24 protein-coding genes are annotated in these 22,509 nt (G+C 71.1%); 2 read left to right on the forward strand and 22 right to left on the reverse strand.

Going from position 1 to position 22,509, the window contains the following annotated elements; genetic code table 11:
• Positions 1-11: 11 nt before the first annotated feature.
• From J3486_RS29055 to J3486_RS29080, 6 genes are all read right to left on the reverse strand, one after another.
• Positions 12-767, reverse strand: a complete 756-nt coding sequence (locus tag J3486_RS29055) for an SRPBCC domain-containing protein (protein ID WP_207825540.1) — start codon at positions 765-767, stop codon at positions 12-14.
• A 5-nt stretch (positions 768-772) separates the two neighbouring features.
• Positions 773-1,399, reverse strand: coding sequence for a winged helix-turn-helix domain-containing protein (locus J3486_RS29060; protein WP_207825544.1), 627 nt, complete (start codon positions 1,397-1,399; stop codon positions 773-775).
• A gap of 359 nt (positions 1,400-1,758) precedes the next feature.
• The gene (locus tag J3486_RS29065) at positions 1,759-2,442 is read right to left on the reverse strand and encodes a hypothetical protein (protein WP_207825546.1); all 684 of its coding nucleotides are present in this window, start codon (positions 2,440-2,442) and stop codon (positions 1,759-1,761) included.
• Positions 2,439-2,585, reverse strand: a complete 147-nt coding sequence (locus tag J3486_RS29070; protein WP_207825548.1) for a hypothetical protein — start codon at positions 2,583-2,585, stop codon at positions 2,439-2,441. Before J3486_RS29070 ends, J3486_RS29065 begins: the two co-directional genes overlap by 4 nt.
• A 112-nt stretch (positions 2,586-2,697) precedes the next feature.
• Positions 2,698-3,624, reverse strand: a complete 927-nt coding sequence (locus J3486_RS29075; protein WP_207825550.1) for an aminoglycoside phosphotransferase family protein — start codon at positions 3,622-3,624, stop codon at positions 2,698-2,700.
• Complete coding sequence (locus J3486_RS29080) at positions 3,578-3,838, reverse strand: hypothetical protein (protein WP_207825551.1); 261 nt, start codon at positions 3,836-3,838, stop codon at positions 3,578-3,580. The genes J3486_RS29075 and J3486_RS29080 overlap by 47 nt, the downstream gene beginning before the upstream one ends.
• A gap of 226 nt (positions 3,839-4,064) precedes the next feature.
• Here J3486_RS29080 and dapA point away from each other — a divergent pair, with 226 nt between their 5' ends.
• Entirely contained in the window at positions 4,065-4,958 is an 894-nt protein-coding gene (dapA, locus tag J3486_RS29085) for a 4-hydroxy-tetrahydrodipicolinate synthase (RefSeq protein ID WP_207825553.1), read from the forward strand.
• On the opposite strand, the gene J3486_RS29090 is transcribed toward dapA, so the two are convergent.
• The 15 genes from J3486_RS29090 to J3486_RS29160 form a co-directional block, all read right to left on the reverse strand.
• Positions 4,945-6,165, reverse strand: coding sequence for a WD40 repeat domain-containing protein (locus J3486_RS29090; RefSeq protein WP_207825555.1), 1,221 nt, complete (start codon positions 6,163-6,165; stop codon positions 4,945-4,947). The genes dapA and J3486_RS29090 overlap by 14 nt on opposite strands.
• Positions 6,162-6,728, reverse strand: a complete 567-nt coding sequence (locus J3486_RS29095; protein WP_207825817.1) for a SigE family RNA polymerase sigma factor — start codon at positions 6,726-6,728, stop codon at positions 6,162-6,164. The genes J3486_RS29090 and J3486_RS29095 overlap by 4 nt, the downstream gene beginning before the upstream one ends.
• Positions 6,729-6,886: 158 nt before the next feature.
• Entirely contained in the window at positions 6,887-7,885 is a 999-nt protein-coding gene (gene dapD, locus J3486_RS29100; RefSeq protein ID WP_207825556.1) for a 2,3,4,5-tetrahydropyridine-2,6-dicarboxylate N-succinyltransferase, read from the reverse strand.
• An 85-nt stretch (positions 7,886-7,970) separates the two neighbouring features.
• On the reverse strand, positions 7,971-8,960 hold the full coding sequence (locus tag J3486_RS29105; protein ID WP_207825559.1) for a CU044_5270 family protein: 990 nt from the start codon (positions 8,958-8,960) through the stop codon (positions 7,971-7,973).
• Complete coding sequence (locus tag J3486_RS29110; protein ID WP_207825561.1) at positions 8,957-9,556, reverse strand: RNA polymerase sigma factor; 600 nt, start codon at positions 9,554-9,556, stop codon at positions 8,957-8,959. Before J3486_RS29110 ends, J3486_RS29105 begins: the two co-directional genes overlap by 4 nt.
• Before the next feature lie 87 nt (positions 9,557-9,643).
• A complete protein-coding gene (locus tag J3486_RS29115; protein ID WP_207825563.1) occupies positions 9,644-10,186 on the reverse strand; it encodes a TetR/AcrR family transcriptional regulator in 543 nt (180 codons plus the stop codon).
• Entirely contained in the window at positions 10,186-10,506 is a 321-nt protein-coding gene (locus J3486_RS29120; RefSeq protein ID WP_207825566.1) for a multidrug efflux SMR transporter, read from the reverse strand. The genes J3486_RS29115 and J3486_RS29120 overlap by 1 nt, the downstream gene beginning before the upstream one ends.
• Positions 10,507-11,211: 705 nt before the next feature.
• Entirely contained in the window at positions 11,212-11,547 is a 336-nt protein-coding gene (locus tag J3486_RS29125) for a metal-sulfur cluster assembly factor (protein ID WP_018533312.1), read from the reverse strand.
• A complete protein-coding gene (gene sufU / locus J3486_RS29130; protein ID WP_207825568.1) occupies positions 11,544-12,002 on the reverse strand; it encodes a Fe-S cluster assembly sulfur transfer protein SufU in 459 nt (152 codons plus the stop codon). Before sufU ends, J3486_RS29125 begins: the two co-directional genes overlap by 4 nt.
• Positions 12,003-12,014: 12 nt before the next feature.
• Positions 12,015-13,271 carry a cysteine desulfurase gene (locus J3486_RS29135; protein ID WP_207825570.1) on the reverse strand — a complete coding sequence of 419 codons (1,257 nt, stop codon included), beginning with the start codon at positions 13,269-13,271 and terminating at the stop codon, positions 12,015-12,017.
• The gene (gene sufC / locus J3486_RS29140; RefSeq protein ID WP_207825572.1) at positions 13,268-14,032 is read right to left on the reverse strand and encodes a Fe-S cluster assembly ATPase SufC; all 765 of its coding nucleotides are present in this window, start codon (positions 14,030-14,032) and stop codon (positions 13,268-13,270) included. Before sufC ends, J3486_RS29135 begins: the two co-directional genes overlap by 4 nt.
• Before the next feature lie 7 nt (positions 14,033-14,039).
• On the reverse strand, positions 14,040-14,369 hold the full coding sequence (locus J3486_RS29145; protein WP_207825574.1) for a bifunctional 3-phenylpropionate/cinnamic acid dioxygenase ferredoxin subunit: 330 nt from the start codon (positions 14,367-14,369) through the stop codon (positions 14,040-14,042).
• Positions 14,369-15,550, reverse strand: coding sequence for a Fe-S cluster assembly protein SufD (gene sufD, locus J3486_RS29150; RefSeq protein ID WP_207825576.1), 1,182 nt, complete (start codon positions 15,548-15,550; stop codon positions 14,369-14,371). The genes J3486_RS29145 and sufD overlap by 1 nt, the downstream gene beginning before the upstream one ends.
• A 69-nt stretch (positions 15,551-15,619) precedes the next feature.
• Positions 15,620-17,044 carry a Fe-S cluster assembly protein SufB gene (sufB, locus tag J3486_RS29155; RefSeq protein WP_207825578.1) on the reverse strand — a complete coding sequence of 475 codons (1,425 nt, stop codon included), beginning with the start codon at positions 17,042-17,044 and terminating at the stop codon, positions 15,620-15,622.
• Positions 17,041-17,805 carry a metalloregulator ArsR/SmtB family transcription factor gene (locus tag J3486_RS29160; RefSeq protein ID WP_207825580.1) on the reverse strand — a complete coding sequence of 255 codons (765 nt, stop codon included), beginning with the start codon at positions 17,803-17,805 and terminating at the stop codon, positions 17,041-17,043. Before J3486_RS29160 ends, sufB begins: the two co-directional genes overlap by 4 nt.
• A gap of 196 nt (positions 17,806-18,001) precedes the next feature.
• On the opposite strand from J3486_RS29160, the gene J3486_RS29165 reads away from it, so the two are divergent.
• Positions 18,002-18,796 carry an aminoglycoside N(3)-acetyltransferase gene (locus J3486_RS29165; RefSeq protein WP_207825583.1) on the forward strand — a complete coding sequence of 265 codons (795 nt, stop codon included), beginning with the start codon at positions 18,002-18,004 and terminating at the stop codon, positions 18,794-18,796.
• 56 nt (positions 18,797-18,852) lie between these two features.
• On the opposite strand, the gene J3486_RS29170 is transcribed toward J3486_RS29165, so the two are convergent.
• Positions 18,853-22,497, reverse strand: coding sequence for a S8 family serine peptidase (locus J3486_RS29170; RefSeq protein ID WP_207825585.1), 3,645 nt, complete (start codon positions 22,495-22,497; stop codon positions 18,853-18,855).
• Between the last annotated feature and the right edge of the window lie 12 nt (positions 22,498-22,509).

Raw genomic sequence — 22,509 nt, forward strand, 5'->3', positions numbered from 1 at the left:
CACCGTGGTGCTCAGGCGAACACCGCGGTGAGCCAGTCGCTCCACTCGGCCTCGTTGTGCGCGGCGTCGGCGTCCGGCGCGAAGTCGTGAACGCTGATGCCGACGGGGGCGCCCCAGCGGCCACGGCCGAAGATCCGGTAGAGCGCGCTGTCGGTGCGCAGCCCGATGAACCAGTCGTTGCGGTAGTCGAGGACCGTGTCCAGGGTCCGGCCCTGCGGGCCCTGGACCCGGACCCGGGCGCCTTCGGTGGCGTCGTCGGGCAGGTTCAGCGCGCGGCCGACGGCGGCGAGGGCGTCCTTGTTCGCGGACTCCCCGGGCCCGTTGAGCGTGGCGAAGGCCGCCGGGCGGCCCGGGAAGAACGTGACGTACTGGCGCAGCGTGTGCAGGTAGAAGTCGGTGTGCTTGTCGGCGCCGTCGTAGTACTCGTCCCAGTTGTCGACGAAGATGCCGCTGTGGACGTAGCGGACCCAGGAGCGGGTGCCGCCGTCGCGGGCCTCGATCGTGTAGTCGAGCTGGTTGCTCGTCTGGAACGGCGGCAGCGACGCGGGGTCTTCGGAGCTGACCGTGAGCCGCTGCGGCGGCTCCCACACGGTCAGTACGGAGTTGAAGGGGCCCGCGCCGCCCTGCTTCGGCTCGTACTCCATGGGCCACAGCCAGCCGCCGGTGTGGTTCGTGACGGCGTCCCAGACCTGCTCGGGCGAGGCGTCCACCTCGAACTCGCGCGGGATCTCGAACGCACGGGGGGTCTCGGGCTGCTTCTCACTCATGACTGTCACTCCGTCACTTCTGGCTTTTCACTAGGCAGTTGGGGGTCCTCGGGGCGGACCTTGGGGTGCAGGGCGATCACCAGCCGGTGATCGCGCCCGGCCACGGCGTCGGCCGCGTGATACTTCCGGATCAGCCCCTCGACGCCCTGCGTCAGCTCGGTCACGAACGCCGCGCGGTCGGCGGCGGAGGCGAACCGCACCTCGCCGTCGAGCGCGAACGTCGCGAGCCGCTTACGGGCTCTCGCGGCGCCGGTGAGCAGCGCGCCCACGTCCCGCACGAGCCGGGCGGCGAGCGCGAGGAGCCAGCGCGCGGAGAGCTGGTCGCGGGCCCGCTCCGGATCCGGCTGCACGGCGCCGAGCGCGCCGGGCGAGATCACGTACGAGGCCGCGCTCGCCCGCATCAGCCGCTCGGTCACATTGCCCTTGCGGCGCTCGCCGGCGAGCTCGACCAGGCCGTGCTTCTCCAGCGCCTTCAGGTGATAGTTCACCTTCTGCCGCGGCAGGCCGACGCGGGTCGCCAGCATCGCCGCGGACGCGGGCCCCGCGGCGAGCTCGGCGAGCAGCCGGGTCCTTATGGGGTCGAGCGAGACCGCGGCGGCGGCCGGATCCTCGATGACGGTGACGTCCAACATGACTCCACCGTCCCACCGAAAACTTTTTTTGTCCAGGCGAGTGAAATGTTCGGTGGTTGGCGGGGTGGTCGGGGGGCGTGGCCGGTGGCCAGTGACCGATGGCCGGTCGCCGATGGCCGGTGGCCCGCGACCCGTGACCCGTAACCCGTAATCCAGTGGCCAGTGGCCAGTGACCGGTCACCGATGGCCCGATGGCCCGCGGCCCATGGCCCGCGACCCGATGGCCCGTGGCCCGTGGCCAGAGACCGGCGACCCGCAACCGGCGACCGGTGACCGGTGGCCCGTGACCGGTGGCCGATCGCCGGTCACCGGTGACCGATCGCCGGTGGCTCACCCGGCAGCCCGGCCCCTCGCCGTCCTCACCGTGGCCCCGCCCCCGGCTCACCCCCGCCCGTCGCGTCGCCGAGCCGCCCCAGTTGGCCCTGGAACCAGTCGAGCCGGGCCTGGAGCAGGGCCGCCTCCGCGACGAGTTCCGGCACGCCGGGGCTCTCGCCCGAGCGCGGGTTCCCCGGGGCGGCCGCCACCGTCAGCCCGTCGCCCGCGAGCCGGGCGAACGTGGCGAGGGTCCAGCGCGCACGGCCGCCCGCGCAGCCACCGCAGGCGGCTTCGAGGGCCCGTCTCCCGTCGCGCCCCCATCCGGCGTCCGCGAGCACCGAGGCCGCGGTGCCGCACGGGCACGGTCCGACGGTCATGGTGCGCACCCGCTGCCGGGCACAGCGGAAGCCGCGCTCGAAGCGGATGTAGGTGCCGAGGACGGCGACCTCGAGGAGCACCGCCTTGCGGTGCTCCGCGTGCACCAACAGGCCCTCGGCGACGGCGCGTTCGTGCACACAGTGGAAGCCGCAGTCACAGCGCCGATGCGGTGCGCGGTGCCGTCTCCCGTACACGCACCGCGCCTCGTCCAGTACCCGGTAGGGCGCTGCCGCGCCCAGCGAGACGCCCAGAAACCCGGCACGCCCACCGTCCGCGTCGAGCACGGGGTGGGCGATCTTGTATCCGGTGGGCGGCTCCGTCGGGCGTTCCTCGGGGAGCCGCAGCCTCATCGGGCGGCCGGGACCTCGACGGGTTCCGGTGCGACGGCCTCGGCCGTCGACTCCGCTGTCTCTTCCGTGATGCCGGGCTCCGCGGCGACATCCCGCGGGGCCTCTTCAGCGATTCCGGTGGCGAGTGCTTTGCCGAGCTTCATACTGCCTCCCCTGAACCTGGGCGCCGGGCCGACAGGACCCAGCCCTGGACCGACCCCTCATGGTGGCGCATTCGGGGTGATTTGGCACCAGTGCCTCGGCGGCGAGGGCCCGTCAGGGCGTCAGCGACTCGACGAGCCGGTCGGCGATCACCACGATCCCGTCCCGCCCGACCCCGGCCCGCACCGCGGCGAAGCCGTTGCGCCGGGCCCAGAACGCACCCTGGACGGCGGCGAGTTGGCACCAGCGCCGGACCCGTTCGCGGTCGAGTTCGGCGGCTTCGGCGAAGAGGTCCATGCTGCGCAGAACCGCCCCGGCCAGGTCGTCCTCCGCCAGCAGGAACAGCAGATGCGCCTTGAGGGCGGCCCCCGCGTCGTAGGCCGGATCGCCGGCGTACCCCTTCGGGTCGACGGCCAGCCAGGGCTCGCGCTCGGCTCGCAGGATGTTCCCGGCGTGCAGGTCGCCGTGGACGAGCGTGCCGGGTTGCGTCCGCCCGAGTTCACGGACGGTGGCGAGGGCGGCGCCCACCGCCCGGCGCGGCAGGGCGTGCGCCAACTCCTCCTCGTCCTTGAGGAGTTGCTCCTCCCACTCGTCGGCGCGGTCGCTCAGCCGGGGCAGTTCGGGCGGGGCGGGAACGGCGAGGCGGCGGCCGATCCGTCCGGCGACGGTCATCATCGCGTCCGCGTCGCCGCACCGGGCGAGGGTCTCGGTCCCGGCGCGCTCCAGGAGCATGGCGTACCGGTCGCCGTCGCGCGCGTACAGCCGGACGGCGCCGCGCCCGCCCCACGCTTCGAAGGCGTCCGGCTCGTGGACGTTGCCGGGGTGCGGGAAGGACACCTTCAGCACCGCGGGCGTCCCGTCCCCGCGCCGCACGGGGACGACCACCCCGACCTCGCCGTGCAGCACGTCGCCGTCGGGCACGCACGCCCAGCGCTCCGCCAACTCCGCTACCAGCGTGGGAAGTTCGGCCACCCAGGCCGCCCCACGCTCGCCTTCACGCGCGACGGTTCCCTGTATGAACGTCTCCGGCACCTCGATCATCCGGGCACCCTACGGCACCGGCGAACAGCGCGTACTCGTCGGCCACCACGGCCTCGGCGACCGCGACCGCCCGCTCACCGGCCAGCCGCAGCCCCGCCTGCGAGTACGGCGGCGGCGCCGGGTACCGGCGGCGCCACCAGGCCGCACCGGCCGCGTAGATCCCACTCGCGCACATCAGCACGGGCATGGCCAGGGCAAGTACCACGTCTCGCACCAGAACCCCTTATGAACTCAACAAAAGAATGGAACAACACCTTCTGTGCAGTTCATCGGATTCGGGATCAGCCCACTGAAGAGCCTCTATCGGCCAAGATCAACCGAAAATGACCGTAACCACGCGCCCGTCCGCCCGCGCGGACCGCCACTGTTCAGCACTGCTCCGCTGAACCTCGTAGGAGATTTAAGTGGAGCTTCAACGCGGTGCGGCCGACACTCTCCTCATGACGACAACCCCGTTCGGGCGCGCCCTGTGTGCCATGGTCACCCCCTTCACCGCCGACGGCGCCCTGGACCTGGGCTCCGCGCAGAAGCTCGCCGACCGTCTGGTGACCGAGGGCTGCGAGGGGCTCGTCCTGTCCGGCACCACCGGGGAGTCCCCCACCACGTCCGACGCCGAGAAGGCGGACCTGGTGCGGGCGGTGCGGGAGGCGGTGGGCGGCAGGGCCACCGTCCTCGCGGGCGTCGGCACCTTCGACACCGCGCACACCATCGCACTGGCCCGACAGGCCCAACGGGCGGGCGCCGACGGCCTGTTGGCGGTCAGCCCTTACTACAGCCGCCCGCCGCAGGACGCCGTCGAGGCCCATTTCCGTACCGTCGCGGACGCCACGGATCTGCCCGTGATGCTGTACGACATCCCGGGCCGCACCGGCACCCGCATCGAGGCGGAGACCATGATCCGGCTCGCGGACCATCCCCGGATCGTCGCCGTGAAGGACTGCGCGTACGACCTGCTCGGCACGCAGAAGGTGATGGCGGCCACCGGTCTCGCGTACTACACGGGCTGCGACGAGTACGTGCTCGCGCTGTACGCGCTCGGCGGCGCCGGCTACGTCTCGACGGTCGCGAACGCGGTGCCGGGTGCCTTCCGGGCGATCCTGGACGCCTACGACGCCGGCGACACCGCAGGGGCCGCCCGCCGCCAACGGCTCACGATCCCGCTCACCGACCTGACGATGGGCGCAGGACTGCCCGGCACCGTCACCGTGAAGGCCCTCCTGGCCGCACTCGGCCTGCCGGGCGGCGGAACGGTCCGGGCACCCCTGCTGCCCGCCGGCCACGGTGTGGCCGACGGGCTGCTCGCGGCGTACGACGCGCTGGTCAGCGCCTCGTGAACTGGGGCGACCAGCGCCCCGGGTAGTCGGCCGACGCCTTGCGGAAGTCGCTCAGCGGGACGACCTTGTGGGTCCCCAGCGTGATCAGCAGCAGCTGGTTGTGGAACTCCCCCGTGCCGTCGCACCGCTTGGGGTCGCAGCCCCAGGCGACGACCCGCTTGTCGTCGGCCCAGGCGACGAGTTGCTGCGCGGGCAGCTTCTCGACGACCTTGCCGGTGCGCGCGTCGTTCACGGCCACGGCGATCTCGTCGCCCTTGCCGGCGAAGTCGCCCGCGACCAGCTTGCCGTTCGGGGAGAGTCCCGCCTCGATGTACCACTCGACGTGGCGCTCGCCGGCGGGCACGGCCGCCTTGCGTCCCTTGAGATCGAAGTACTGCTCGGGGACACCGCCCGTCATCACACCGGCGTGCACGAGCGTGCCGTCGGCGTTGAACTCGAAGTCCTGCCGGGCGTTGGTGTCCTCGTTCTCGGTGACCTCGTGCCAGTCGCTGTGTCCGGTCCTGAGGTCGACGACGGCGAAGCCCGTCCTGGTCGACTGGAAGTCGGGCCCCGGCATGATCTTGCCGCTGCCGTCGTCGACCCGGTTCCGCTTGTAGAGACGGTCCGGGTCCTTCGCGTAGGTCGTGGCGACCAGCTTGCTGCCGTCGGGTGAGAAGGCGAGCCCGGCGGCCCCCCGCGCCACCGGGATCCACCGCTTCACCTTGTTCGTGGCCAGGTCGAGCAGCCCGATCCGCTTGGCCGGCACGTCCTTCTCCAGGACGGCGGCGGTGCGCAGCCCCGGAGCGACGCTCAGCCAGGACCACCGGGTGGTCTTGCGGTAGGTCTTGGTCGTCGGGTCGATGACCCCGTAGATGCGCTCCCTGATGCCGTCCCCGTTCTTGTACACGACGGTCTTGTACGTGACAAAGGACGCCAGCGCCGTACGCCCGGCCGCGATCACGTCCTTGGGCGGCGACTGGTCCGGGTGCGCGATGACGTCCTGCGTACCGGTCACCCCGGCGGGCCTGACGTCCTCGCCGCCCCCGATCTGCGGCACCACGACGGCCCCGGCGATCACGGCGGTCACCGCCACCGCCGCCAGCGTGACGGTGCGTCCGTGCCGCCTGCGCCGCGTCGCGAGCACCCGGTCGGCGAAGTCGGCGGGTGCGGGTTCGACGCTGTCGGCCTGCTCGCGCAGCGCCTCCTTGAGGAGTTCGTCGACGTTCACGGGCGCACCTCCACGGGCGCGTAGTCACGGGACGGCGGCTGCTCGGCGTCGGCCGGGCCGAGCGCGGCCAGCTCGGGCGCGAGACCGCGCAGCCGGGCCAGGGAGCGGTGGGTGGTGGAGCGCACGGTGCCCACCGAGATGCCCAGCAGACGGGCCACGTCCACCTCGGGCAGATCCTCGAAGTAGCGCAGCACCAGCACGGTCCGCTGCCGGGCGGTCAGCCGCCCGAGCGCCTCGCGCACGACGACCCGCAGCTCGGCGGAGGCCGTACCCCCTTCACTGGCGGCACCGTCCGGCACCTGCCCATAACTCACTTCCCTCTTCGGCCACTTGAGCCGCCACCGGCCGACCTGCTGCCGGTAGAGCACCTGGCGCACGTACGCCTCGGGGTCCTCGACGCGGTTCCACTTCCCCGCGACCTTGATCAGCGCGTTCTGCAACAGGTCCTCGCCCGCGTGCCGGTCGCCCCCGCTCAGCAGCACGGCCGTCTTCAGCAGCGCGGTCGACCGGTTCGCCACGAACTCCCGGAAGCTCTCCGCGCCCTCGTCGTGCACGGCATCCATCGTCACCTTCACTTCCCCCACCACCGTTGTGGTGCTTCTGACCTTGGTGACGCCTGTGAACGCCCCCCGCTATGCCACCCCGGCGCATCTTTCTCCCGCCCCGACGACAACGGCCCGCACCGGGTGTCCGGTGCGGGCCGTCTGCCTGGTGCGTTGCGTCAGTTGTGGCTGTGCAGAACCTCGTTCAGGCCGCCCCACACCGCGTTGTTCGGGCGGGCCTCGACGGTGCCCGTGACCGAGTTGCGGCGGAAGAGGATGTTCGAGGCGCCGGAGAGTTCGCGGGCCTTGACGATCTGGCCGTCGGGCATCGTCACGCGGGTGCCCGCGGTGACGTAGAGGCCGGCCTCGACGACGCACTCGTCGCCGAGGGCGATGCCGACGCCGGCCTCGGCGCCGACGAGGCAGCGCTCGCCGATGACGATGCGGACGTTGCCGCCGCCGGAGAGGGTGCCCATCGTGGAGGCGCCGCCGCCGATGTCCGAGCCGTCGCCGACGACGACGCCGGCGGAGATGCGGCCCTCGACCATCGACGTGCCGAGCGTGCCGGCGTTGAAGTTCACGAAGCCCTCGTGCATGACCGTGGTGCCCGCGGCGAGGTGCGCGCCGAGGCGGACCCGGTCGGCGTCGGCGATGCGCACGCCCTTGGGGGCGACGTAGTCCGTCATGCGCGGGAACTTGTCGATCGAGGTGACCTGGAGGTGCAGGCCCTCGGCGCGAGCGTTCAGGCGGACCTTCTCGACGTCGTCGACGGCGACCGGGCCGAGCGAGGTCCAGGCGACGTTGGCGAGCAGGCCGAACAGGCCGTCGAGGTTCTGGCCGTGCGGCTTGACCAGGCGGTGCGACAGGAGGTGCAGGCGCAGGTACGCGTCGTGCGCGTCCAGCGGCTTGTCGTCGAGCGAGCCGATGACCGTACGGACGGCCACGACCTCGACGCCGCGACGGGCGTCCGGGCCGATCGCCTTGGCGGCGCCCTCGCCGAGCAGCTCGACGGCCTTCTCGGCGGTGAGCTTCTCGGTACCGGCCGGGCCGGGCTCGGCGACGAGCTCGGGCGCCGGGAACCAGGTGTCGAGGACGGTGCCATCGGCGGTGACGGTGGCGAGGCCGGCGGCGACGGCGCCGGTGGAGCGGGGTGCGGTGGAGGTGGTCGTGTCGGTCATGGGGCCCAACTTAATCGGCGGGGCCCTGTTCGGGCGAACCCGTGGGGGCGGCGTCTCAGGTGCCGGGCGCCGCCCCCGCGGCACGTCAGGAGCGGTCGCCGTGGTGGTCGACGACCGCGGCGGTCACGATCGTCTCCTGCAGCAGGACGTCGCCGGGCTTCCCCATCCCGTCGGGCGGGAGGTCGCCGCCCTCGGACCCCTGCTTGAAGGTGTCGGGCACGACGCGTCGTTCCCCCAGGAACCGGTATGTGTCCGCCCCGATCAGGAGCTCCCGGCGCAGCGTCGTTCCGCCCTGGTCGACGCTGAGGACGAATGCGTCCCGGCCGGCGAGATCACGTCCGAGGTGGTGATCGACCTGGATGCCGGGGACGGCGGCCAGCGCCCGGTACAGCTTCGCGAGGGCGGCGGGGGGCATCGGCTGGGACTCCAGGAGCACGGTCAGCGCCCGCAGGTCGTGCTCGGCCTCGGACTCCTTGTTGCCCTGGCCCGAGGGGTAGTAGGCGCGGACCTTCCTCAGCACGGCGGCCGGGTCGTCCGGGAGCGCCTTCAGGAACGCGAGACGTTCGCGCGGTGAGCGGTCGTCGCCCTCCTTGCCGTTCTCGAAGTTCGGATCCGCGTACCGCAGCCACGACTCACGGGTCTCCGGCTTCTTCTTCTCGCCCGCTGTCCCGCCCTTGACCGAGCCGCCGGCGGCGTCGAAGAGCGTCTTCGTGTAGATCCACTGGCCGACGCGGGGCGTCGGCATCGGCGCTCCCCCGGCCACGGTGTCCGCGGCCCGTTCGAGCACCTCGCCCGCCGTGCCCTGCACCGTCCGCGTCGCCGCGGGCTTCGCACGGTCCGCGCCGCCGCCCCCGCCGCTTTCGCCGATGCCGGTGGCCAGGACCGCGACCGCCGTCAGCGCGGCCGCCGCCCCCGCCGCCGCGAGCCGCCAGTCGGCGCGCAGTCCGCGGCCCCGGCCCGCTCGTGTCGCGGCGACGAGCCGGTCGCGGCCCGGGGCGAGCAGGCCCCGGTCGGGAGCCGGTGCACCGGCCCGGAAGTCGCGTACGTCCCGCATCTCGTCCACATGCTCCTTCACGGCCCGGCCACCTCCGCCATCTCGCTCATGAACACCGGGTCCGGGCCCAGCGCCGCCCGCACCTTGCGGCGAGCCCTGTTCAGCCGGGACCTGACCGTCCCGACCGGTATGCCGAGTGCCTCGGCGACTTCCTGGTACGTCAGATCGGCCCAGGCCACGAGCAGCAGGACGTGCCGGTCGGCGGCGGAGAGCGAAGCGAGGGCGTCGGCGAGCGGCGCCCGGTCGGCGATCCGCTCCGCGGTGTCCTCGACCCAGCCGGCCGCGACGGGGTCCTGCCCGGTCCGCGCGAGGGCCCGCAGCCCGCGGACCTCCTTGCGGCGCTGTTTGCCGATGAGGTGTGCGGCGATGCCGTACAGCCACGGCCGGGCCGAGGCCCGCGCGGTGTCGTAGCGGCCGCGCACCCGGAACGCCGTCAGGAACGTCTCCGCGGTGATGTCGTCGGCCGCGTCCGTGCCGAGGCGGCGGGCCGCGTACCGGTGGATGTCGGGCGCGTACCGGTCGTAGAGCCGCGCGAACAGCTCGGGCTGTTCCAGGGACCGGCCGATGGCGAGACCGTCGTCATCGGGGTCGAGAGCGGGCACTGGGGGTCCGGTCACTGGGGCTCCGTCCGCGGGTGGGTGTCGAGCGTGTCACCCGTTGTTCCCCGCAGCCCTTCCGAGGGTTCACGGTTCCACAGGGATTTCTCAGGGGATCAGGCGGCCCAGCATCTCGCGGGCGTACCCGGCGTCGTACTCCCCGTCGGTGAGCAGCACTTGGAGGCAGATCCCGTCCATCAGGGCGACGAGGGCCCGTGCGGTGACGGGGTCGGTGCGCACGGCGATGACCTCGGCCAGCTCCCGGCACCACTCGGCGGCGACGGGGCGCAGGGCGGGCCGCCGCAGCGCCGCGAGATACAGCTCGTACTCCAGCTCCACGCCCATCCGCTCGCCCGCGAGCCACTCGCCGAGCAGCCCGGCGAGTTCGTCGGCGAGGTCGAGGCCCGGGTCCTGGAAGGTGCCGCGCGCGGCGACGACCTTCGCGAACCCCTCGTTGGCCTGCCGCAGCGCGGCGACCATCAGCTCATCGAGCGTCTTGAAGTGGTACGTGGTCGAGCCGAGCGGCACATCGGCCTCGGCGGCCACGCTGCGGTGGCTGAGCCCCGCGAGTCCCTTCGCCCCCACCACCCGGATCGCGGCGTCGATGATCCGCTGGCGCCGCTCGGGGTCGTAACGCCGGGCCGCGGCCATCAGTGCGCCCCTCCGAGATTGAGCAGCACGACACCGCCGATGACGAGCACGATCCCGGCGGCCTTGGCGGGGGTCAGCCCCTCACCGAGGAAGACCATGCCGATCGCGGCGATCACGGCGGTGCCGACGCCGGCCCAGATCGCGTACGCGGTGCCGATCTGCACGGTCTTCAGGGTCTGTGCGAGCAGCGCGAACGCGATCACGTACCCGGAGACGGTGATCAGGGAGGGCCAGAGCCTGCTGAAACCCTCGCTGTACTTCATGGCCGTGGTGGCGGCCACTTCGGCGGCGATGGCGCCGGCCAGCAGAACGTATCCCATGTGTACGAGTGTACATATCGTTGCGTACATCCGTACACAACGCGGGCGGGGCCGGCTGCGCGACCGCCCGGTGGTCGACGGCGCCGCGCTCGCGCATCCGCACCGCCCGGTCGACGATCCGCCGCTTGGCGTACGCGGCCCGCCGCAGGCCCGCCACCTTCCGGTACCGGGCGAGCTCGGCGGGGTCGGGGCGCACACTGCCGGCCGGCTCGTAGCCGTGTCCGGCCAGCCGGTCCCCCAGCACGGCGTCGCAGAGCCGTATCCGGTCGGGCGTCGGCCTGGTCCGCCAGGTCCCGGCCCGGGACACGAGCTCGCCGCGCGTGTGCACGTGCCAGGTCTTGCGCGCGAGCACCGCGGCCCCGGCCATCCGGTACGGCTCGCTCGTCTCGGGAACGCAGGACTCCCCCAGGACCCGCAGATCCCGCGCAGTCGAGCCTCCGCCACCAGGGCATCCGCAGCAGCGACCCGGCGCAGTCCCGGCCGTCCCGTACGACGTGGACGAACTGGGCGTCGGGGAAGACGAACAGGGGACGTACGGGTGCACAGACGCTCATCCGGCCACGGTCGCGGGCGGTGCTGAGGGGGCACTTGAAGGCGTCTGAGAATCGCGTACGAAAACGGCCCCGCCTCCTGTGCATCAGGAGGCGGGGCCGTTCGTCCACGTACGGCGTTCAAGCGCGTACGGGGATCAGGTACGTACCGGGATCAGACGTTGAACCCGAGCGCCCGGAGCTGCTCGCGGCCGTCGTCGGTGATCTTGTCCGGGCCCCACGGCGGCATCCAGACCCAGTTGATCCGGAGCTCGTTGACGATGCCGTCCGTGGCGGACTTCGCCTGGTCCTCGATGACGTCGGTCAGCGGGCAGGCCGCGGACGTGAGCGTCATGTCGATCGTCGCGATGTTCGCGTCGTCGATGTGGATGCCGTAGATCAGGCCCAGGTTGACGACGTCGATGCCCAGCTCGGGGTCGACGACGTCGTACAGCGCCTCGCGGACCTCCTCCTCGGAGGCCGGCTTCATCTCAACAGCGTTCTCGGTCATGCGGTCTTCGCCTCCTCCGCGAAGGCTTGAGCCGTCGCGTCCTTCCACGCCATCCAGCTGAGCAGCGCGCACTTCACTCGGGCCGGGTACTTGGAGACCCCGGCGAACGCGACGGCGTCCTCCAGGATCTCCTCCATCGCGTCGTCCGGCTCGATCTGGCCCTTGGACTGCATCAGCTCCAGGAAGGTCTCCTGGATCTTCTGCGCGTCGTCGAGCTCCTTGCCGACGAGCAGGTCGTTGAGCACGGAGGCCGAGGCCTGGCTGATGGAGCAGCCCTGGCCCTCGTACGAGATGTCGGCGATCTGCTCGCCTTCGTACTTCACGCGCAGCGTGATCTCGTCGCCGCACGTCGGGTTGACGTGGTGCACCTCGGCGTCGCCATCACGCAGACCACGCCCGTGCGGGTGCTTGTAGTGGTCCAGGATGACTTCCTGGTACATGGAATCCAGCTTCACAGTCCCAGCCTTCTACCCGAAGAAGTTCCGTACGTGCTCCAGGCCGTCGACCAGCGCGTCGATCTCGCCGGGCGTGGAGTACAGATAGAACGACGCTCGCGTGGTCGCAGGAATTCCGTACCGCAGGCAGACCGGCCGTGCGCAGTGGTGACCGACCCGGACCGCGATGCCCTGCTCGTCGAGGACCTGGCCCACGTCGTGCGGGTGGATGTCGCCGAGCGTGAAGGAGATCGCGGCGCCCCGGTCCTCGGCCGTGGTCGGGCCGATGATCTTCAGGTCCGGGACTTCCTGGAGCTTCTTCACCGCGTACTCGGTGAGCGCCTGCTCGTGGCGGAGGATCTTGTCCATGCCGATCGAGTTCAGGTAGTCGATCGCCGCCCCGAGGCCGATGGCCTGCGAGATCGGCGGCGTACCCGCCTCGAACTTGTGCGGCGCGGGCGCGTACGTCGACGAGTGCATCGAGACGGTCTCGATCATCTCGCCGCCGCCGAGGAACGGGGGCAGGTCCTCCAGGAGTTCCTGCCGTCCCCACAGGACGCCGATGCCCGTCGGGCCGCACATCTTGTGGCCGGTGAAGGCCACGAAGTCGGCCTGCAGCGCCTGCACGTCGAGCGGCATGTGCGGGGCGGCCTGCGAGGCGTCGATCAGGACCAGGGCACCGACTTCCTGGGCGCGGCGCACGATGGCCTCGACCGGGTTGTGGGTACCGAGGATGTTCGACACGAGAACGAACGAAACGATCTTCGTCTTCTCGGTGATGACCTCGTTGATGTTGCTCAGGTCCAGGCGGCCGTCGTCGGTCAGGCCGAACCACTTCAGCTTCGCGCCGGTGCGCTGCGACAGCAGCTGCCACGGAACGATGTTGGAGTGGTGCTCCATCTCCGTGATGACGATCTCGGTCTCGTGGTCGACCTTGTACGGCTCGTCGGCCCAGCCGAGCATGTTGGCGACGAGGTTGAGCGACTCCGAGGCGTTCTTCGTGAAGATGACCTCGTCGCGGCTCGGCGCGTTGATGAACGCGGCGACCTTGTCGCGCGCGCCCTCGTACAGCGCCGTGGCCTCCTCGGCCAGCACGTGCACGCCGCGGTGGACGTTGGCGTTGTGCTGCTCGTAGTACTCGTTCAGGACGTCGAGGACCTGGCGCGGCGTCTGCGAGGTCGCCGCGTTGTCCAGGTACACGAGCTTCTTGCCGTCGTGGAGCACCCGGTCGAGGATCGGGAAGTCCTTGCGGATCGCCTCGGTGTCGAGGAGGCCCGGCAGCTGTGTCACGCGGATGCGCCACCCTTCACGTACTTGTCGTAGCCCTCGGCCTCGAGCTGGTCGGCGAGCTCGGCGCCGCCGGACTCGACGATGCGGCCGCCCGCGAAGACGTGCACGTGGTCGGGCTTGATGTAGCGCAGGATGCGCGTGTAGTGCGTCACGAGGAGGGTGCCGACCTCGCCGTTCTCACGGACGCGGTTGATGCCCTCGGAGACGATGCGCAGGGCGTCGACGTCCAGGCCGGAGTCGGTCTCGTCGAGGATCGCGATCTTCGGCTTGAGGAGCTCCAGCTGGAGGATCTCGTGGCGCTTCTTCTCACCGCCGGAGAAGCCCTCGTTCACGTTGCGCTCGGCGAAGGACGGGTCCATGGAGAGCTTCTCCATGGCCTCCTTGACCTCCTTGACCCACAGCCGCAGCTTGGGGGCCTCGCCGCGCACGGCCGTGGCCGAGGTGCGCAGGAAGTTGGAGACCGAGACACCGGGGACCTCGACCGGGTACTGCATGGCGAGGAAGAGGCCGGCGCGGGCGCGCTCGTCGACGGACATCTCCAGGACGTCTTCGCCGTCGAGGGTGACGGTGCCCGAGGTGATCGTGTACTTGGGGTGACCCGCCAGCGAGTACGCGAGGGTCGACTTGCCGGAGCCGTTCGGACCCATGATCGCGTGGGTCTCGCCCTGCTTCACGGTCAGGTCGACGCCCTTGAGGATCTCCTTCGTGGCGTTGTCCGCCTCGACGGTGACGTGCAGGTCCTTGATTTCAAGCGTTGCCATGGGGACTTCAGTTCTCCTGGGTGAGGGAGGCGGAGACGTCCACGAGAACATCGCCCCCTTCGATCTTCACGGGGTATACGGGCACGGGGCGGGTGGCCGGGAGGCCGGAGGGCTTGCCGGTGCGCAGGTCGAACGCCGAGCCGTGCAGCCAGCACTCGATCTGGCAGTCCTCCACCTCGCCCTCGGAGAGCGAGACGTTGGCGTGCGAGCAGATGTCGTTGACGGCGAACACCTCGCCCTCGGTGCGGACGACCGAGACCGGCGTGCCGTCGAGTTCCACCCGCTTCGGGGTGTCCTCCTCCAGCTCGCTCAGCCCACAGGCGCGTAGGAAGGCCATCAGACCGTGGCCTCCAGCTCGGCCTCGATCTTCTCGAGGAGGCGCTCCTCGATGTCGGCGACACCGATCTGCTGGACCAGCTCGGCGAAGAAGCCGCGCACGACCAGGCGGCGCGCCTCGTCGGCCGGGATACCGCGGGCCATCAGGTAGAAGAGCTGCTCGTCGTCGAAGCGGCCGGTCGCGGAGGCGTGTCCCGCTCCCACGATCTCGCCGGTCTCGATCTCCAGGTTCGGCACCGAGTCGACCCGCGCGCCGTCCGTGAGGACCAGGTTGCGGTTCATCTCGTACGTGTCCGTGCCCTCGGCGGTGGCCTCGATGAGGACGTCACCGATCCACACGGCGTGCGCCTGCTCGCCCTGGAGCGCGCCCTTGTAGACGACGTTCGACTTGCAGTGCGGGGCGGTGTGGTCGACCAGGAGGCGGTGCTCCTGGTGCTGCCCGGCGTCGGTGAAGTACAGGCCGAGGAGCTCGGCCTCGCCGCCGGTGCCCGCGTAGTCGACGCGCGGGTGCAGGCGGACCACGTCGCCGCCGAAGGTGACGACGACCGACTTGAAGGAGGCGTCGCGGCCCACGAGCGCGTTGTGCTGCGCCACGTGGACGGCCTTGTCGTCCCAGTCCTGGACGGAGACGACGGTCAGCTTCGCGCCGTCGCCCAGCAGGTAGTCGACGTTGGCGGCGAGCACCGCTTCACCGGTGTGGTCGATGACGACGACGGCCTCGGCGAAGGCGCCCAGCTCGATGACCTGGTGACCGTAGGCCACACCGCCCTCGCCGTGGACGCGGATGCGGATCGGCTCGGTCAGAGCCGTCTCCTTCGGCACCGAGACGACCGACGCCTTCTCGAAGGACGAGTAGGCCTGCGCGGCGATGCGGTCGACGGGCTTGCCGGCCTTGCCGACGCGCGCGTCGTCACGGTCGACCAGCTCGACAGTGACGCCCGCGGGGGCCTCGACGTCGACCTTCACACCGTCGCCGGTCGCGGTGGCGGTGCCGTCGTGCAGACCGCGCAGCCGCTCCAGCGGCGTGAACCGCCACTCCTCCTCACGGCCGTGCGGGACGGGGAAGTCCTGCACGTCGTAGGACGGGGGCGCGCTCATGCGCGTGGCGACGGTCGACTCGGCGGCGACCGCGACGGCGCCCGCGGTCGTGGACCCCGCAGGGATGTTCTGAGCCTCAGCCATGGCTGTCGTAGTGCTCTCTTTCGTACGTAAGTGGCGTGATGGAGACGGCGGTCGGGACCCTTGCGGGTCCTAGCCCACCGCGCCTTCCATCTGGAGCTCGATCAGCCGGTTGAGCTCGAGCGCGTACTCCATCGGCAGTTCCTTGGCGATCGGCTCGACGAAGCCGCGCACGATCATCGCCATGGCCTCGAACTCGCTCAGACCGCGGCTCATCAGGTAGAAGAGCTGGTCCTCGGAGACCTTGGAGACGGTCGCCTCGTGGCCCATGGACACGTCGTCCTCGCGCACGTCCACGTACGGGTACGTGTCGGAGCGGGAGATGGTGTCGACGAGCAGCGCGTCGCAGAGCACGTTGGACTTCGATCCGGCGGCGCCCTCACCGATCTCGACGAGGCCGCGGTACGACGTACGACCGCCGCCGCGCGCCACCGACTTGGAGACGATGTTGGACGACGTGTTCGGCGCCATGTGGACCATCTTGGAGCCGGCGTCCTGGTGCTGGCCCTCGCCCGCGAAGGCGATGGAGAGGGTCTCGCCCTTGGCGTGCTCGCCCATCAGGTAGACGGCCGGGTACTTCATGGTGACCTTGGAACCGATGTTGCCGTCGATCCACTCCATGGTCGCGCCCTCGTACGCCACGGCGCGCTTGGTGACCAGGTTGTAGACGTTGTTCGACCAGTTCTGGATCGTCGTGTAGCGGCAGCGGGCGCCCTTCTTCACGATGATCTCGACGACCGCGGAGTGCAGCGAGTCCGACTTGTAGATCGGCGCGGTGCAGCCCTCGACGTAGTGGACGTAGGCGTCCTCGTCAACGATGATCAGCGTCCGCTCGAACTGGCCCATGTTCTCCGTGTTGATACGGAAGTAGGCCTGGAGCGGGATCTCGACGTGCACGCCCTTCGGCACGTAGATGAAGGAGCCGCCCGACCACACGGCGGTGTTCAGCGCGGCGAACTTGTTGTCACCGGCCGGGATGACGGTCCCGAAGTACTCCTTGAAGAGCTCCGGGTGCTCCTTGAGGGCGGTGTCGGTGTCGAGGAAGATGACGCCCTGCTCCTCCAGGTCCTCACGGATCTGGTGGTAGACGACCTCGGACTCGTACTGGGCCGCGACACCGGCGACGAGGCGCTGCTTCTCCGCCTCCGGGATGCCGAGCTTGTCGTACGTGTTCTTGATGTCCTCGGGCAGGTCCTCCCAGGACTCCGCCTGCTTCTCCGTGGAGCGCACGAAGTACTTGATGTTGTCGAAGTCGATGCCCGACAGGTCCGAGCCCCAGTTCGGCATGGGCTTCTTGTCGAACAGCTTCAGGCCCTTGAGGCGGAGCTTGGTCATCCACTCCGGCTCGGACTTCTTCGAGGAGATGTCCTTGACGACGTCCTCGTTGATACCGCGCTTGGCAGAGGCACCGGCCTCGTCGGAGTCCGCCCAGCCGTATTCGTACTTGCCCAGGCCTTCGAGCTCAGGGTGGGCAGTCTCCTCGATGGGGAGAGTCATGCGGGGTTCCTCCCGGCGGTGCTTGCAGATGCGTTGGTGTTGGTCTTGGGGGTGTGCTGGGTGCCCTGGGGGATGAACGTCGTGCAGACGCCGTCACCGTGGGCGATGGTGGCCAGCCGCTGCACGTGAGTACCGAGGATCTGGGAGAACATCTCGGTCTCGGCCTCGCAGAGCTGTGGGAACTGCTCGGCGACGTGGGCGACCGGGCAATGGTGCTGGCAGAGCTGCTCGCCTCTGTGGGGAGGGGGCGCGCTACGCGCCGTAGCAGCGTACCCGTCCGCACTCAAGGCCTTTGCCAGGGCCTGGGCCCGCTCCTCGGGGGCCGCGGCCTCGATCGCCGCCTTGTAGGGCGCGGCCTGCGCGGCGATCCGGGCGCGGGCGAAGGAGACGAGTGCCTCGTCCCCGCCCGCGCGCTCCTTGATCCAGCGCAGCGCCTCGGCGGCCAGCTTGTCGTAGGACTGGTCGAAGGCGTCCCGCCCGCAGTCGGTCAGCGCGAACACCTTGGCGGGGCGGCCGCGGGTGCGGGTCCCGTAGACGCGCTGCTCCCGGGGCTCCACGACGTCGTCGGCGACGAGTGCATCGAGGTGGCGGCGGACGGCGGCCTGGGTGAGGCCGAGGCGGGTGGCGAGGTCGGCGACGGTCGACGGGCCGTGGTCCAGGATGGAGCGCGCGACGCGGTTGCGTGTCGAACGCTCTCCGGTCGCGAGCTCCTCGTGCGGGGCCCCCGTAGGAGCCTCCTGAGCCTCGCCGACGTTTTTCACAACGCCATTGTTGCGTAATTCCTCAGACCCTGACAAGCGGCGTGGTGATCACCGCACGGTGCCGTGCATCACTTAGGTCTACCTAAGTGGATACCGGGCGTGACCTGCGGAAACGATCTTTGATCGATCAGAACCCCCAGCTCGGGGCAGGTAATTCCATGGCGCCCTCCCCGCGCTGCGTTGGACACTTCCGGCCATGCCCACACCCCTGCCCGACGGTCCGCTCGTCACCCGGTCCTCACTCGCCGCGGACCTGCGCGCACTGGGCGTCTCGCCCGGCGAGACGCTCCTCGTGCACACCTCGCTCAGCAGCCTCGGCTGGGTCAACGGCGGCGCGGTCGCCGTCGTCCAGGCCCTGCGCGACGCACTCGGCGCCACGGGCACCCTCGTCGTGCCCACGCAGTCCGGCGATCTGACCGATCCGGCCGGCTGGGGCAATCCGCCGGTCCCCCGGGAGTGGTGGGAAGCCGTGCGGGCCACGATGCCGGTGTACGACCCGGCGACCACGGCGAGCCGCGGCGTGGGGATCGTGCCCGAGACCGTACGGACCTGGCCCGGCGCCCTGCGCAGCGCGCATCCGCACACCTCGTTCGCCGCGCTCGGCCCGCGTGCGGCCGCGGTGGCCGAAGGCCACGCCACGGACTGCCGGCTCGGCGAGCGCAGCCCGCTGGCCCGACTGGAGGAACTGGGGGCTCGGGTGCTGCTGCTCGGGGCGGGCTTCGACGCGTGCACCTGCTTCCATCTGGCCGAGTACCGCATCCCGTTCCAGGTCCAGGACGCCGGGCGGCCGGGCCCCGCGGGCTGGGAGCCGGTGACCGAGGTGGCGATCAGCGCCGACCGCTTCGACGAACTCGGCGCCGACTTCGAGCGGGACACCCCGACGGTCGTACGCGGCCGGGTGGGCGCGGCCCGGACCCGGCTGTTCCCGGTGGCGGACGCGGTGGCGTACGCGGAGAAGTGGCTGGTGCGGGAGCGGCCGCAGCCGATGTGACCTGCGTGAGGGCCCGCTCTCCCCTGTGGAACGGGCCCTCACACGGCGGGGAAGGGTCAGCCGAGGTCGGGCCGCTGGGTGACGCGGACCGAGTTGACCAGCGGCTTCCCGGTGACCGGGGTGAAGCCGAGGTCGAGCTGCCCGTCGGTGACCTTGACCGTGAAGGTCTTGGTCAGCGCCTTGTAGCCACCGCCGGCCTCCAGGGCGATGTCGATGTTGGAGACCTTCTCCGCGCCCTCCGCCGTCACGCTGAAGACGCGGCGGCCCGGCTTGGTACCGGAGAGCTCGGCGAAGCCCAGTTCGACCTGGTAGGTGCCGTTGGGCAGGTGGTCGAAGCGGTAGCCGGCGGCGCCGAGGCGGGCGGTGCCGAACAGCTTCGGGGTGTCGGTGCCGGTGACGGTCTTGCTCGTCGTCACCGTCTCCGTGCCGTCACCGAGGAAGCCGTAGGAGCCGTCGGTGTGGGCCCGGTCCGGGTTCCAGGTGTCACCGCTCGGGTCGGTCACGGGGTCCGTGTCCTGGCCCGCGTCGAGGGCCGCCCGGTAGGCGGGGACGACGACGGTCAGCGGCAGTTCGGTGACCGGCGCGCGGCCGCTCTCCGTGGTGATGACCAGGGTGCCGGTCAGCACGGTGCCGGAAGTGGCCTTCGTGGTGTCGAAGGTGAGCGTGATCTTCTGCTCGCCCTGCGCGTCGAGCCGTCCGGCGGCCGGGGAGGCGCTGATCCAGGTCTTGCCGCTCTTCTCCTTCACGGTGTAGTCGGCGGCCGAGCCCGCGTTGCTCAGCGTGAGGGTCCGCTCGCAGGTCTGGCCGACGGGGACCACCAGCTTCCAGCCGTCGGGGTCGTCGGCCGTGACGGCGCCGGTGGGCAGCGCGGCCGGGGTGTAGAGCACGGACAGGCCCTGGAGGGTCTGGGTGCGGGTCACCGTCTCGTAGTGCGGGGCGGCGATCGTCACCTGGTAGTCGGCGGAGCCGGTCACCGGGATCTGTATCAGGTACGACCCGTCGGCGCCGGGCACCGCCGTGCCGACCTTCGTGCCCGCCTTGGTGAGGGTGACGGTGGCGCCGGTGACGGGCTTGCCGTCGTTGCCGTCGGTGACCTTGCCGGAGGCGACGGCGTAACCGGCCGGGCTGAAGTCGATCGCCATGCCGTCGCGGACGGACGTCTGGTTCAGCGCGTACTGGAAGGCGGTCGTGCCCTCGTGGTTCTCGGCGCCGATGGTGGCGCCCGCTCCCTTCTCGTCGCCGCGCTCGGTGGCGTCGATGTCCTTGTAGTGGAACGAGTAGGTGCCGTCCTCGCCCATCACGGCGGAGAAGGTGATCCGCTGGTTCGGGGCGTCACGGGCGATCAGCATGTCGCGCCACTCGACGACGTACTCGCGGTGCGGGGCGGTGCCGCGCACCGCCCAGTAGACCTCGGAGTCCTGGTCGACCAGCAGGTTGTCCCAGAACGGGTACAGCGAGCCGTTCGGAGCGGCCGTGCTGGGCAGGGCCGTGTTGGCGCCGGTCAGGTTCGGGTAGCCGAAGGTCAGCATGCCGTCGTGGGAGATCCACGCCTGGGTGTAGGTGCGGCCGTACAGGGCGACGGGGAACGGCAGGTCGACCTTGCGGTAGCCGGCGCCCGTCGAGGACTCGTCGATGCCGAGGCTCGTGTCGCCCGTCGGGAACGCCTCGTCGGCGGTGACCCGGCAGGTGGTGCCGGCGCCGTCGGTGCGAGAGGCCAGGTCGAGGTCCTTGGTGAGTCCGTCCCGCGTCACGTCCACGCTCAGCGAGGTCGCGGCCGCGCAGTGGTCGAGCGGCTGCACCTGGATGTCGTAGCTGCCCACGGGCAGGGTGATCGTGTAGCCGCCGTCGGCGCCGGACGTGGCCCGCACCGGCGTTCCCTGCACCTTGAACGCCACGTCGGCCTCGCGGCCGGACGCGCTGGTGACGGTGCCGGTCACCTTGCCGGTCGGGGCGAGGGCGAGGGCCACGTCGTGGTCGGCGGTCGCGCCCTCGGTGACGGTGAGCGTCGCCGTGTCGGTGGTGTAGCCGAACTTCTCGGCGGTGACCTTGTACTCGCCCGCGGTCAGCCGCGGGAAGGTGTACGCGCCGTCCTTGTCCGTGCGCACGGTCGCGTGCACCGGTCCGTCGACGGTGACCTGGGCGTCCGCGGCCGCGTCGCCGCCGCTGGTCACGGCGCCGTGCAGGGCGCCGAGGTGGTCGCGCGGGGCGCCGGTGACGGCGGCGTACGCGTCGAGGCGGCCCTCGCCGTACACGTTGTTGTTCGCCGCCGTGCCGCCGCACGAGGTGTCGTCGGTGTCGATGGCCGTCCGGTTGAGCAGTGCCTCGGTGGCGGTGACGTCGCCGCGCAGCGCGGGCGCCGCCGACCAGATCAGGGCGACGGCGGCCGCGGTGTGCGGCGAGGCCATCGACGTACCCGACAGGTACTGGTACTTGCCGTTCGGTGCGGCCGAGCGGATGTTCACGCCGGGCGCGGCGATGTTCGGCTTGATGCCGTCGTCGGAGCCGGTGCCGCGCGAGGAGAACGACGCGATGCGGTTGTTGGCGTCGATCGCGCCGGAGGAGTACGTGTTCGCGTACGCGCCCGGGGAGCCTGCCGTGTCGCAGGACGGGCCGTCGTTGCCGTTGGAGAAGGCGGGGAAGATCCCCGCGTCCCGCCAGGCCTGCACCGTCGCCTCGTACCACTGGTCGAGTACGGCGGCGCCCCACGAGTTGTTGATCACGTCGGGGGCCAGGTCGGGGCGCGGGTTCTGGCCGTCCTCGTCGGTCGGGGCGAGCAGCCACTGACCGGCGGCGAGCAGGTCGGCGCGGGTGCAGTCGGCGGTGCCGCAGCCCTTCGCGGCGATCCAGGTGGCGCCGGGCGCGACACCGATCCTGTTGCCCGCGCCGTCGTCGCCGACCATCGTGCCCATGGTGTGGGTGCCGTGGCCGTTGTCGTCGCAGGGGCCGGTCACGCCCGCCCGGTCGCAGTTGCCGGTCGGGTCGAACCAGTTGTACGCGTGGTCGTAGGTCCCGTCGGCCTTGCGGCCCCGGTAACTCCCGGACAGCGTCGGGTGCTTGTGGTCGACGCCGGTGTCGATGCTCGCGACGACGATGCCCTCGCCGCGGTCCTGGTACGTGTCCCACACCTTGGTGGCGCCGATCCGGTCGACGTTCCACTCGACGCCGTCGACCGTGGCCTCCTGCGTGCCCTCGATGGGGTCGGGCAGCTCGATCGGGTCGTCGGACTGGATCGCGACGACGTCGGCACGGGCGGCGATCTTGTCGGCGAGCGCCTTGTCGGCGCCCGTCACCTTGATCGTGTCGCTGATCCAGTACGACGCGTAGCGCGCTCCGGACTTCTTCAGCAGGGCTTTCAGCCCGGCCTGCGTCTTGTCCGCGTACGCGGTCTTGGCCTTGAGGACCGAGCGGCCCCGCCCGGCCTTGGTCGTCGATTTCCGGGCGGCCGTGGTGTCGGCCCTGTCGGCGAGCTGCACCCAGAAGGTGGCCCGGTCCTTCTTCTGGAGCTGTTCGACGACCCGGGTCTCGGCCTTGGCGGCGAGCGCGCTCGGTGTGGACGGGATCGGCTGGGCCGCGGCCGGCAGAACCGCGAGCGCGGGCACGCCGACGGTGGCGGCCAGGGCGGCGGCGAGCAGACCGCGCAGGCGCGGTCCGCGTCCGGAGCGGTGGCTGGTCAACTGGGACTCTCCGTTGGTGTCGGTCATGGCGGCGCGCCC

This window comes from Streptomyces sp. VRA16 Mangrove soil (assembly GCF_017377775.1).
In the GTDB taxonomy this organism is placed as follows: Bacteria; Actinomycetota; Actinomycetes; order Streptomycetales; family Streptomycetaceae; genus Streptomyces.